The 12,585-nt window shown below is 70.4% G+C and carries 11 protein-coding genes; 5 read left to right on the top strand and 6 right to left on the bottom strand.

All coding sequences use genetic code 11. The features are described from left to right. Positions 1–18: 18 nt before the first annotated feature. The 4 genes from AB0B63_RS21520 (at position 19) to folE (ending at position 3,962) form a co-directional block, all read left to right on the top strand. Positions 19–156 (top strand): hypothetical protein, encoded by a 138-nt coding sequence (locus AB0B63_RS21520; RefSeq protein ID WP_208567736.1) that lies wholly within the window; start codon positions 19–21, stop codon positions 154–156. A 100-nt stretch (positions 157–256) separates the two neighbouring features. Continuing rightward, positions 257–832, top strand: coding sequence for a hypoxanthine phosphoribosyltransferase (hpt, locus tag AB0B63_RS21515; protein WP_208567737.1), 576 nt, complete (start codon positions 257–259; stop codon positions 830–832). Positions 833–1,257: 425 nt separating this feature from the next. Beyond that, a complete protein-coding gene (gene ftsH, locus AB0B63_RS21510; RefSeq protein ID WP_357021385.1) occupies positions 1,258–3,264 on the top strand; it encodes an ATP-dependent zinc metalloprotease FtsH in 2,007 nt (668 codons plus the stop codon). A 35-nt stretch (positions 3,265–3,299) separates the two neighbouring features. Continuing rightward, entirely contained in the window at positions 3,300–3,962 is a 663-nt protein-coding gene (gene folE / locus AB0B63_RS21505; protein WP_208567923.1) for a GTP cyclohydrolase I FolE, read from the top strand. 75 nt (positions 3,963–4,037) lie between these two features. Here the strand turns inward: folE and AB0B63_RS21500 are convergent, their stop codons facing one another. Both AB0B63_RS21500 and AB0B63_RS21495 read right to left on the bottom strand, forming a co-directional pair. Next, on the bottom strand, positions 4,038–4,724 hold the full coding sequence (locus tag AB0B63_RS21500) for a hypothetical protein (protein WP_357021485.1): 687 nt from the start codon (positions 4,722–4,724) through the stop codon (positions 4,038–4,040). A 159-nt stretch (positions 4,725–4,883) separates the two neighbouring features. Then, positions 4,884–7,499, bottom strand: coding sequence for an FtsK/SpoIIIE domain-containing protein (locus AB0B63_RS21495; protein WP_357021382.1), 2,616 nt, complete (start codon positions 7,497–7,499; stop codon positions 4,884–4,886). A 223-nt stretch (positions 7,500–7,722) separates the two neighbouring features. On the opposite strand from AB0B63_RS21495, the gene AB0B63_RS21490 reads away from it, so the two are divergent. Further along, complete coding sequence (locus AB0B63_RS21490; protein WP_357021482.1) at positions 7,723–8,283, top strand: hypothetical protein; 561 nt, start codon at positions 7,723–7,725, stop codon at positions 8,281–8,283. Between the two features lies 1 nt (position 8,284). Here AB0B63_RS21490 and AB0B63_RS21485 read toward each other — a convergent pair whose 3' ends face one another. From AB0B63_RS21485 to AB0B63_RS21470, 4 genes are read right to left on the bottom strand one after another with little or no spacing between them, the layout of a single operon-like run. After that, positions 8,285–8,887: a hypothetical protein gene (locus tag AB0B63_RS21485; protein ID WP_357021379.1), complete on the bottom strand. Its 603-nt coding sequence runs from the start codon at positions 8,885–8,887 to the stop codon at positions 8,285–8,287. A gap of 13 nt (positions 8,888–8,900) precedes the next feature. After that, on the bottom strand, positions 8,901–10,076 hold the full coding sequence (locus AB0B63_RS21480; RefSeq protein WP_357021376.1) for a M23 family metallopeptidase: 1,176 nt from the start codon (positions 10,074–10,076) through the stop codon (positions 8,901–8,903). After that, positions 10,073–10,621: a hypothetical protein gene (locus AB0B63_RS21475; RefSeq protein ID WP_357021374.1), complete on the bottom strand. Its 549-nt coding sequence runs from the start codon at positions 10,619–10,621 to the stop codon at positions 10,073–10,075. The genes AB0B63_RS21480 and AB0B63_RS21475 overlap by 4 nt, the downstream gene beginning before the upstream one ends. Before the next feature lie 4 nt (positions 10,622–10,625). Then, positions 10,626–12,584 (bottom strand): MFS transporter, encoded by a 1,959-nt coding sequence (locus AB0B63_RS21470; RefSeq protein WP_357021371.1) that lies wholly within the window; start codon positions 12,582–12,584, stop codon positions 10,626–10,628. Position 12,585 lies beyond the last annotated feature (1 nt).

Genomic DNA, 12,585 nt, shown 5'->3' with positions numbered 1-12,585 from the left:
CGGAAAGTGAGCGCCGCCATGCAGTTCCTGTTGTTCCTGCTCTTCATCGTCGCGCTGGCCGTCGCCTCGGCGGTCGGCCTGACCGCCGACACCCGTGACTCCGCCGACTGGAAGCCCACCGAGGACGGTCGCCGCTGGCGGTCCCGCGCCTGCTGAGGTGGTTGCTCCCGGTGTGCCGGAAAAAACCGTGGCGGGGTCGCGCCGAAAGGTGCGGCCCCGCCGACGCGGGTCGGCCGGCGTACGGCAGGCTAGGAGCATGGCTGACGGCTCCTGGTACGACGCCGACATCGATCACGTGATCATCTCCGAGGCACAGATCCGCGAGAAAACGGCGGAGCTGGCCAAGCAGGTCTCGGCGGACTATGCCGGGGTCACCGACGGGCTCCTGCTCGTCTGCGTACTCAAGGGCGCGGTCATGTTCATGGCCGACTTCGCCAGGGCGTTGGGCCGCCAGGGTCCACCCGTGGAGCTGGACTTCATGGCCATCTCCTCGTACGGCCAGGGCACCACCTCCTCCGGCGTGGTGCGCATCCTCAAGGACCTGGACCGGGACATCGCCGGTCGGCACGTGGTGGTGGTCGAGGACATCGTCGACTCCGGCCTGACCCTGTCCTGGCTGCTGCGCTACCTGGAGTCCCGGTCGGCGGCCAGCGTCGAGGTGGTGGCCCTGTTCCGTAAACCGGAGGCGGTGAAGGTCACGGTCCCGGTGAAGTACGTCGGCTTCGACATCCCCACCGAGTTCGTGGTCGGCTACGGCCTGGACTTCGGTGAGCGCTACCGCGAGCTGCCGTACGTCGGTGTGCTCAAGCCCGAGGTCTACGCCCGGGCCTGAACTTCCGCTCGTATCGGTCGTCATCGAGCGGACGTTCAGCGGGCTCCCAGCCAATCCGACTACGGTAGGGACGGGTGGCGTGGGGGCAGCTCCGCGCCCGGCACCCCGACCCGCGTGACCGGGCGGTCGACGGAGCCGGTGCGCAGTTCCCCGCCACGTCGGCTGAGACCCCGGTTCGCCGTCCACGCGGGCGCCGGGCTCGCAGGCTCGCAACTCGGGGTCACGAATGTGCCCGACTGCGGGGCTCGCAAGCTCGCACCTGGCGCGCACGGTGTACCGTCGAATGACCGCGGTGCGGCAGTTCGCGCGCCCCGGGGTCGAGGCCGGCCCGCACGGCGGCTCGACGCCGCCTCCGGCGGCGACACCATTCAGACGGTCAGGACGTCGATCAGGAGGATGCGGGCGCCTCGGCGCTCGACAACAGCATGGAACGTACGCGTTTCTTCCGCCGACCGGTGGTCTGGATCATCCTGGTCATCCTCGGCGCCGTTGTGCTCAGTCAGCTGTTCACCGCTGGTCCCAGCTACCACCGGGTGGACACTTCCGTTGCGCTCGACCAACTGCACACCGCCAAGATCAATAAGGTCGTCTTCCAGGACAAGGAGCAGACGCTCCAGCTCAACCTGGCCGAGAAGACCAAGTTCGGCGACACCACGACCGACCGGATCGAGGCCCAGTTCCCCTACCAGGCCGGCGAGCAGGTCTGGAACGAGGTCCTCGAGGCCAAGGCGGCCAACCGGGTCACCGGCCCGGCGGACGCCAAGGTGTCGTCCGACAGCATCTGGGTGAGCCTGCTGGTCAACCTGCTGCCCATCGCGCTGCTCGTGCTCCTGCTGCTGTTCTTCATGTCGCAGATGCAGGGCGGCGGCTCCCGGGTGCTCAACTTCGGCAAGTCCAAGGCGAAGATGATCACCAAGGACACCCCGAAGACGACCTTCGCGGACGTGGCCGGGGCCGAGGAGGCGGTGGAGGAACTCCACGAGATCAAGGACTTCCTCCAGAACCCCGCGAAATACCAGGCCCTGGGCGCCAAGATCCCGAAGGGCGTGCTGCTCTTCGGCCCGCCCGGTACCGGTAAGACGCTGCTGGCCCGCGCCGTCGCCGGCGAGGCCGGGGTGCCGTTCTACTCGATCTCCGGCTCGGACTTCGTGGAGATGTTCGTCGGTGTCGGCGCCAGCCGGGTCCGCGACCTCTTCGAGCAGGCCAAGGCGAACGCCCCGGCGATCGTCTTCGTCGACGAGATCGACGCCGTGGGCCGGCACCGTGGCGCCGGCATGGGCGGCGGCCACGACGAGCGGGAACAGACCCTCAACCAGCTGCTCGTCGAGATGGACGGCTTCGACACCAAGGGCGGGGTCATCCTGATCGCCGCCACCAACCGACCGGACATCCTCGACCCGGCGCTGCTGCGTCCGGGCCGGTTCGACCGGCAGATCCCCGTCGACGCCCCCGACATGGAGGGCCGCAAGGCGATCCTGCGGGTGCACGCCAAGGGCAAGCCGTTCACCCCCGACGTCGACCTCGACGCGGTCGCCCGGCGTACCCCCGGCTTCTCCGGGGCCGACCTGGCCAACGTGATCAACGAGTCCGCGCTGCTCACCGCCCGCAAGGAACAGCGGGCGATCAGCAACGACTCGCTGGAGGAGTCGATCGACCGGGTGATCGCCGGGCCGCAGCGCCGGACCCGGGTGATGAGCGACCAGGAAAAGAAGATCACCGCGTACCACGAGGGTGGGCACGCGCTGGTCGCCTGGGCGCTGCCGCACGCCGCGCCGGTGCACAAGGTGACCATCCTGTCCCGGGGTCGTTCGCTGGGGCACACCCTGGTCCTGCCGACCGAGGACAAGTACACCCAGACCCGGGCCGAGATGATCGACACCCTGGCGTACGCGCTGGGCGGTCGGGCCGCCGAGGAACTCGTCTTCCACGAGCCCACCACCGGCGCCGGCAACGACATCGAGAAGGCCACCCAGTTGGCCCGCGCGATGATCACGCAGTACGGCATGAGCTCGAAGCTCGGCGCGATCAAGTACGGCACCAGCGGGGACGAGCCGTTCCTCGGCCGCAACATGGGCCACGAACGGGACTACTCCGACTCGGTCGCCGCCGAGATCGACGGCGAGATGCGGGCCCTGATCGAGCTGGCCCACGACGAGGCCTGGGAGATCCTGGTGGAATACCGGGACGTCCTGGACAACATGGTCCTGGAGCTGATGGAGAAGGAAACCCTCTCCACCGCCGACATGGCCCGGATCTGCTCCCGGGTGGTCAAGCGCCCGCCGATGGCCCCGTACAACGGCTTCGGCAAGCGCCTGCCCTCCACCGAGCCGCCGGTGCTCACCCCGGCCGAGAAGGAGAAGCTCAAGGCGCAAGCCACCGCGGACGGCATCTCCGTCGGCGGCTCCTCGAACAACTCGGACGGTCTGCACTGAACACCGACGCCGCGGCCAGCCCCGACAACGCGGGGCTGGCCGCCTCGTCCACCGAGCCCGGTGACGAGGCACTCGACCACGTCGCCGCCCGACTGATCAGCGGCAAGCTCAACGGTCGCCCGATCGAGGACACCATGGACCTCGGCCGGATCGAGAAGGCGGTCCGCGAGATCCTCATCGCCGTCGGCGAGGACCCGGACCGCGACGGCCTCCAGCAGACCCCGGCCCGGGTCGCCCGGGCGTACGCCGAACTCTTCGCCGGCCTGCGGGTCGACCCGGCCCAGGTGCTCAGCACCACCTTCGAGGCCAACCACGAGGAGTTGGTACTCGTCCGGGACATCGACGTGATGAGCCTCTGTGAGCACCACCTGCTGCCGTTCCGGGGCAGCGCGCACATCGGCTACATCCCCGGCCCCGACGGCCGGATCACCGGCCTGTCCAAGCTGGCCCGACTGGTCGAGGTCTTCGCCCGCCGCCCGCAGGTGCAGGAGCGGCTCACCTCGCAGATCGCCGACCTGCTGATGAGCCGACTGCAACCGCGCGGCGTCATCGTGATACTCGAATGCGAGCACATGTGCATGGCCATGCGCGGCATCCAGAAGAGCGGCGCCAAGACCATCACCTCGGCCGTGCGCGGCGTGCTCCAGCACGACGCGAAGTCCCGCGCCGAGGCGATGTCACTGATCATCCCCCGCTGAGCCCTGAGCCCTGAGCCCTGAGCCCTGAGCCCTGAGCCCTGAGCCCTGAGCCGGGGTGCGGGCCGGGGCCGGGGGTCAGCCGGCCAGCAGGGCCAGCATGATCCCGGCGGTGGTCACCACCGCCGGCACCAGGCAGGTCAGCAGCCCCAGCCGGGGGGTACGCTCCCACCTCCCGTCCGGTCCCGGAGGGAACAGCCGGCTGATCCCGACCCAGCCGGCCGCGAACGCCGCCGCCGGCATCGGCAGACCCACCAGCAGCGCCGCCACGCTCACCGGGCCGGAGTCGACCGTCAGGAACAGCACCAACTGCACCACCGGCACGATCAGCGCCAGCGGACCGTACACCAGCAGGTTGCGCCACCGGGGTGGCCAGGCCGCCGGACGCGGCGCACCGCGCGCGGCCAACGCCGCGTCCGCGCCCTCCACCCAGCCCTGGGCCGTACGCAGTCCGGCCAGCACCGCCGCCGGACCGCCCAGCATCACCCTGGTGGCCTCGGTCAGCTCCGGCGGCGTCGGGGCCAACGAGATCGCCGGTACGCCCAACTCGCGCAGTCTCGCCTGCTGCGGCACCAACCGGGCGCGTACCTCGGCCAACTCCGCACGGGCCGCCTCCACGGCGCGGGACTGCGCCGCGGCAGCCGTCGCCGCACCCCGGCGTACCCCGTCGAGCTGGCGGGCGGCGGCCAGATACTCGGTCCAGGCTGCGGTCATCGACGGGGCCGGCTCACCGGCGGGCCGCTGCCGGACCGGCGCCACCGTCACCGCGTCATCGATGCTCACGCCCGACGCTCCGCACGACAGGTCACGGCCAGGTCCCCCTCGCGGTCGGTCACCTCAGGTCCCCCTCGCGGTCGCACAGCTGCGGCCCCCGTGGCGGTCGGTTCCTCGCGGTCAGGCCGTATCCGTTCCCCGCGCGGTCGGTCACGAGGTTTCCTCCTCGTCGGCGAACGGCACCAGGACGGTGCCCCGGTCGTCGGCACCGTCCCAGAGGACCACCCGGGCCGGTCGGGGACGCCACTGCACCGGATGGCCGAAAAGCGGAGCGAGCTGCGCACCAGGCACGTCGACGGTGGCGACCGCAGCCAGCTTGCCCACCTCGTCGTCCGGCTCCACCAACCCGGCGAACGGCGGAACCGTCCGCCACCAGCCCAACAGGTGCCGACCCGCCGGTGGGCCCTCCCGCAGCAGTGTGCGCAGCCGCTCCGGCGGCAGCTCCTCCGCGGTGGGTACGTCCACCCCGAACACCACGAAATAGGTCGGGCCGGTGCCGGTGGAAGCGGTCAGCAGGCCCGGCCCGTCCACCGTCGACACGCGGTGACACCCACCCAACTCGGCGGCGAGCGCGGCGGCCAGCGGGGCGGACCCCTCGGCCAGCGCGGCGACCACGAACTCCGCGCCGCCCGGCGGGTGGTGCGCGGCGACGCTCCGGGCGGCCGTCGCCAGCAGCGCCGCCGCCGCCAGGCCCGGCCCGAGCACCGCCAGGTTGCGCCCGGCCACCGGACCCAGCGGCACCGCCACGGTCGTCCGTGCCACGTCGACCGCCCGACCCAGCAGCGCCGCCGGGGCACCGGACCGCCCGGCGACGGCGGCCCGCATCCGTGGGTCGTTACCGAGCAACGGCCGGGCCCACCCGGCGAACACCACCGGCGGTACGGCACCCTCCGGCCGCGCCGCGAACAGGCGACGCCGCAGCCCTTCGACCACCTCCGGGGCGTCGTGCGGATCGGGGAACCGGACCAACCGCTCGTGCCCCCGGGTCGCGCCGCGTGGACCACCCAGCCCACCGGCGGTGTTCACCACCGCGCTGCCCACCGCCAGACCGGCGGCGGCATCGTTGGTCGGCATCAGCACCGCACTGCCCCCGGCGAGCGCCACCCGCACCGGGAACTGCCCCAGCACCGAGTCCCGGGGGGCCGACCCCGCACCGACACCCAGGTCACCCGCCCCGGCCAGGACAAGGTGGACGCCGTACCCCCGCCCCGAGCGGGCCAGCCCGTCCAACCGGGCCAGCACCTCGGCAGCCACCGGATCCCGATCCGACAACAACAGCGGAAAATTGTCGAGGACACAGACGATGCGGGGCAGCACCTGATGGTCACGCAGCTCCGCGAACCGTTGACCACCGGCCCGCGCCGCCGCCTCCTCCCGTCGGTGGATCTCCGCCGCCAACTGGTCGAACAGGTCCCGGACGTACTCCGGGTCGGCAGCCATCCCCGCCGCGCGGACCTGCGGCAACCACGACCGGTCCCGTTCGGTCTGGAGGAACTCCACGAACGACTCGCCGTCGCCCAGGTCCACCAGGTACAGCGCCAGTTCGTCCGGGCCGTACCGGGCGGTCAGGCCGAGCAGGGCGGTGGTCAGGAACGCCGACCGACCCGCGTCCGACCGGCCACTGACCAACCAGTGCGGGGTCAACTCGGTGAAGCCCACGGTGACCGGCCGGCCGCCGGCATCCCCGACCGTGGTGGACAGTCCGTCGACCGACGTGGTCGTCCACAGCTGGGCGTCCCCGGGTGGCAACAACTCGGCCAGACCCAACCGGGAACCCGCCTCCACCTGGTCGGCCAGCCGACGACACACCGCCCCGATCAGCTCCGGACCGGGATCGTCATCGACGAGGACGGGACAGTTCAGCCCACCCGGTGACTCGGTGCCCGGTCCGCTGAACGGACTGCCCGGCGGATCACCCACCAGCGCGTACGAGGTGCGCAGCCGCACCGGAGTGGCCTGTGGCAACGGCGGCCGACCCAGTACCGGCCAACCAGCCACCACCAGGTGCAGACCGGCACCCCGGCCGCGCTCGGCCAGCGCCACGATCCGGTCCAGGTCGCTCGACCCGGTCGACTCGGGCAACCCGGCGATCACCAGCAACAGGGTCCGGTCGTGCCGACGGGGACGACCGGCACCCGGAGACACCCACTGCTCTGCCTCGGTCAGCACCGACCGGAGCCCGGCCACGTCCGCCGCCGGAGGCGGCAGCAGACCCGCGTCGACCAGCGCCGCGAACGGGGCGAAGACGCCGTCGCCCCCCGACCCGACACCGTCGCCCCGGCTACCGCCCGGGGCGACGCCCGCGCCGGGCCGGCTGGTGGTGCCGTCGACGCCGCGCACCAGCAGGCAACCTGCGGGGATGGCCGCCAGCACCCGCAGCAGTACGGCCCGCAGCAGGCCGCGCACCCGCAGGTCCCGGGCGTCCGCGTCGAGCGTCAGGTGCCCCGACCCGAACAACGGCACCAGGGCCGGGAAACGGGCATCCTCCAACGGTGCCGCCACCCCGATCCGCACGAAGGGCGGATTGTCCTCACCACACGGGGCGTCCGCCGACACGGTCTCCAGCGGGACACCGGCCCACCCCGGTGCGAGCAGGGCGGCGGCGCTGCGCAGCCGGTCCGCCAGTTCGTACTGGCGACGCTGGTCGGCGGGGGCGGGACGGATCTCGTCGAGGACGACGGTGGCCGCGGCGACGGTGGCGGCGGCCCGACGGTGCAGGGCTGCGGCGCGGTTCGTACGAGCCTTCGGACCGGCCACCGCGTCCACCCCTCTTTCCGAGGCGTGTCCACCCCTCCTTCGAGGTTGGATACCCCCGACTGCAGACCGTATCCCAGCCCGGGCCGCTCCCCCGGGATGCACGACGGCGATGCGCCGGGCTTGTCGCGAATGGTGGAGAACTCTCACCTGTCGGGGTCGTCCTGTCACGATCTGCAGCTTCCGGGGCATTGGGTACGAGGCGGCCAGCCGATAGCCTCAGGGGGTGGAATCAGTGCAGCCCCCCGCCGGTTCCCAGGTGTCCCGCGTACCGGCGCAGCGGACCCCACCGGACCAGTCGGCACCCCCTGCGCCGCTGCCGGTGCCGCCGCGTCGGCCCCGCCGGCTCCGGACCGTCCTCACCGTCGTCGGCGGGGTGTTGGCGTTGCTCTGTGTGGGGGCCGGAGTGACCGGCTACGTGCTGTACGAGCGGGCCGCCACCCCCGACCGCAGCGCCCCGGACGTAGTGGTGGACAACTACCTTCGCGAGTTTCTGGTCAATGAGAACGACACCCGCGCAGAACTCCTTGCTTGCGAGGGGAACCCAGACGGCCTTGCCGAACTTCGAGCCCTACGTGACGACCTACGCGACAGGGAGCGCCGTTTCGCGACCACCCTCACGGTCAGTTGGGGTGCCCTCTTGATCAAACGAGAGGGCGAAAGTGCGCAAGTGGAGACCGACCTTATTCTCTCAGCCGCCGTCGACGGCATCTCCCAGACCGACCGGCAACGTTGGCGCTTTCAAACCCGACTCAAAGACCATTGGAGAGTCTGCGAAGCCACGAAGAGGTTTTAGTTCATTCGATCCACAGCAGGTGGACCGGAACCTCGAGGGTGGTGGGCGGCTGTCCGCGCCAGGCCCAGCGATACCACTCCAGTTCCGGAGTGACCCGCACGCAGATGTCGCCGTCGGCACCCGAGTACGACTCGGTCACCGCGCGAAGATCACGGCGTTCCGTAGCGTCCTCGACGTGCACCACCCGTCGTCCGTTGACCGCATCCGTCTCGAAGACCGGGGTGGGGGCGGGGTGTGTCGGTCCGTCCAGGGAGACCAGACGAATTCCCTGGCCACGAGCAGCATCAGTGGCCGATGGGCGGGCCCCGAGAGTCTCCACCCAGACCCGTTCCAGGGGGACGAGCGGGGCGAAAACTTCGACCTGGTCGGACTCTGCCCGGTACCACTCGTGTTCGGGAATGATCGGCACATAGGTGCGGCTACCCTGCACCACCCGTTCGTCGGCGCGTAGGTCTCCCCGCCACCCGAGGCCCGGAAGCCCGACGAGGACGCGGCGGCCACGAAGCTCGACCCGGCTGGTGGCGGGAACGATCTCTATCGGTCTCGGCGGTAGCGGCGCCCAGTCGGGCTGGCCGGCGAAGGGGTCCGGCAGCGGTCCGCTCATCGTCGCGTCGGTCTCATGCCGAGCCGTTCAGCGGTGCACCACGTTGCCGCATGAACGGCACCGGGTTGATCCCACCGGCGAAGCTGCGGTCACTGTCGACGTGCACCTCGAAGTGCAGGTGTGGGCCGGAGGAGTTGCCACTGCTACCCACCAGGCCGATCACCTCACCGGCCTTGACGAGCTGCCCTGGGGTCACCCGCGGCTTTTCGATCATGTGGCAGTAGCGGCTGACGAAGCCACCGGCGTGCAGGATGTCGACGAACCAGCCACACCCCCCCTTTCCGGGGAAGCCGTCGACATTACAGCTGAGATTGCCATCGTGGTCCGGATCGCAGCGGGCAACGAGCACCCGGCCGGTGGCAGCGGCATGGATCTCGGTTCGCTTGCGTGCGCCGATGTCTACGCCGTTGTGTCGCGGTCGACTCGCGGTACGGAAGCCGGAGCCGACCCCGCCCTCGATCGGTGCGGTCCATCCGGAAGCGGCGATGGTCCGCGCGGAGGCCCGGTCACACACCGGCCGGTCGGCGATCTGGACCGTCCGGGCGGCACCACCTGCCAGCGCGTTGACGATCTGACTGGCGACGTCCTCGTGCTTTGCGTACGCGTCGGGGTAGGCGCTGATCTGCACCTTCTGCGCGGCCCGGGTCAGGGGCATCCGCTCCCAACCGTCGAGCTTCAGCAGCTTCTCGTAGAACTTGCGGGCCGCGTAGTCGGGACTCATGCGTTGCGTGACGCTGCCCCAGCCGGCCCGCTGCTGGAACAGGCCGAGGGAGTCGTGGTCAGACCCGACACCCTCGTTCGGAATGCCGCGGGAACCGGCGACAGTGCTGTTGGACAGGTTGCGCAACGCCGATTCCTGCATCGCCGTGGCCACCGCGATCACCCAGCCCCGGGGCGGAACCTTCATCTCCTGACCGACCTTGATGATGACTGCGGCATTACGCATCTGAGTGGCCCCGTACACCGACATCCGGGGCATCTTGCCGGTGACACTGACCCGGTGCTCGTCATCGCACTGCTGCTCGTTCGACACCAGGGTCTCCTGGTCGCCACCGAGATTGGTCAGGAAGAACGCGGCGCTGCCGCCACCACAGCAGAGCAGCGCGAAAACGCCGGTCAGTGCGGCGGCGACGGCACCTACCCGGACCCGGCGGCGTGGGGCTCCGGTCGGTGACAGCTCGGCAGTCATTCCCGCTCCCAGTCCACGGCATCCACCAACCAACGGCCGTCGGGTGCAACCAGTTCCAGCCGCAGCCGTCCGCCCTCCAAGGGAACCAGAACCTCCGCGAAGACCGCTGTCCGGGGACGCAGCGTCGGAGCGCCGGCGATCTTGACAGCAGGCACCCCGGCCGGGTCGGCACCGGTCAACTTCTCGGTGAGTTCCGGCGTCGACATCGGCCGTAGAGCCGCCTGCCACTGCTCGGCAGTGGTGGTGGACCCGCCCAGCCAGGCAGTGGTGAACCGGGTGGCCGTCTGCTCGGGGGTCAACTCACCGGGTCGGGTACGCGGTGACTCCGGGGACGGCGTGGCGATGACCCCGTCGTCACCCTCTTCCGGATCGACGGTGGTGATGGGTTCCCGTGGGCGGCTGCTGAGTCCCGCTCTGAGGTCATCGGGACCGGCTACCAGGCGGGCCGTGCCGATCACCCCGAGCACCAGCACGGCGATCACGAGTGCGATGCCGAGCCGCGACCGGATGAGTCGCGTGAAGAGGAATTCGACTGCTCGCCGCATCGCGTCACCTGGCCTCGGAGCGTATACGGGGGCTGGGCTTCGCGGGTGTCGTTGCGGGTGCGGCCGAGTCGGGTCGGTAGACCACGAAGGACGGGGCCTCCTCCGGTACGTCCGGCTCGGTCCAGCTCGCCGGGGTGCGGCGCCGGGGGCGGGGTGCGGCCGTCGGCCGGCTGGTCTCCCGCGACGGTGGCTTCGCCTCGGTCTCGTCGGCGCGCTCGCGTCCATCCGGGCGTTCCCGCTGCGCCGGCGTGCTGACCGTGGAGTGGCTGGGGTCCTCGCGTCTGGCCTCAGGACGCAGGGTGACCGGTTCCAGCGCGGCCCCGCGCCGCCGGGTGAGCTTCGGCTCGGCCGTACCTCCCGGCTCGGCCACGTCGAGGCGGGCGGCGACGCTCATGTCCCGGAAGAACCGGCGGTGCCACGACCCGGCCGAGCCGACCGCCTCACTACTGTCCTTGCCGCCGAGCTGGGTGATCCTCCGGTAGGGCCGGAGCAACAACCAACCGACCACACCACAGAGCCAGACCAGCACCACCTGAAGCCAGCCCGGCAGGGTGGGGGTGCTCATGATCAGGTCGACGGCGAACAGGTAGATCGCCGCCCCGGTGCCGAAGATGGCGATGTTGAAGACGGCGGCGACGACGGCATTTGCGAGTCGCCGCAACCCGGCGCTGGCCGGACGGAGTAGGCCGATCGTGCCCAGGATCGGCGCGGCGATGACCGCCCACCGGAAGATCATGAATCCGAGCAGTACCAGCAAGGAGGCGGTGAGGTCGAACATGGCGAAGAGCAGAGAGGCGAGCACCGCGATGAACCCGGAACCGATCCGGTCCATGTCCCGGCTACCCTGGAGATACTCGTACGCCTCGGGATCCTCGGCCTTGATCTGCTCGGCGACCGTCATCCACTGCTGCTGCTTGGCCTTGATGGTGGCCTCACGGGTGGCGGGGTTCTGCCGGAGCTTTTCCGCCTCCTCCCAGGAGAGCGACTTGGCGTCGTAGAGGGCCGCCCCGTACTTCTGCGCGGTCTCACTGTCCGCCGAACCGAGGACCCCACGTAGCCAGTTGCGGTACAACATCGATTCGGTGGCGGTGTCGCTGGCACGGACGGCAGGAGGCCGTTTGTCCACGCATGCATCCGGGTTCGGTAGGACGCATCGGTCCGGTGGAATGTCACGGGTCGCAGGTCCGACGGCGTCGTGTACGACGCCGAGGGAGGTGATGAGGGTGCCGTCAGCTATGTTGGCGGACTTCACCGGCCAGGCCGCCAGCGCGGTCACCGCGACCATCACCAGCAGGGCCCAGCCAGCGGTGGTCATCGCGTTGCTCATGTCTGACTGACGGGAACGCCAGAGCAGGTAGAGGCCCACCACGCAGAGCGTCACGATACCGAAGACGCTGAACACCTTCTGGTAGACGGCCTTGGTCGCTTTCTCCACCAGTGGGTCCGCCCAGTTCCACATCGACCGTGGATCCCAGGCGCGCTCCCGGAGCGCGTTCGAGGCACCAACCACCGCAGTGGCCATCATCAGTTCGCCGTTGGCGACGGTCGTGGTGAACTTGTAGTCCGGATGCAGGACGGTGGAGGCGCAGCCACCATCGACGTCGTACGTGTTGAAGCTGTAGCCGCCGTAGCCGTAGTCGCTGTAGAGGCCCTTCGGCCCGGGGAGCTTCGACGCGTCGGGCCGGGAGGCGAACCAGCCGGCCAGCCCGGAGTCGGGGGCTGAGGGAACCGGTGGCTTGCGGCAGTCCACCTCGGTTTCGCTGACCTGCTTCAGTTTCTTCACGCAGGCGCGGAAGTCGGCCTGCCACTCTTTGGTGGTGCAGAGATCCGCTGCAGCCTGTGCCGTCACGGATGTCGCGGCGTACGCCGGTGTGGCCCCGATCACCGGCCAGGCGATCGTGGCACCGGCGAGTACGCCGAGTGCGAGGAGGAGCGCCGTGATCCGTGCCCGGGTCCTCGCCATT

Source organism: Micromonospora sp. NPDC049081 (assembly GCF_040648835.1).
Lineage (GTDB): Bacteria > Actinomycetota > Actinomycetes > Mycobacteriales > Micromonosporaceae > Micromonospora > Micromonospora antibiotica.
The sequence above is the reverse complement of the archived record's forward strand: the minus strand, read 5'-3'. Positions and strand labels throughout refer to the sequence as shown.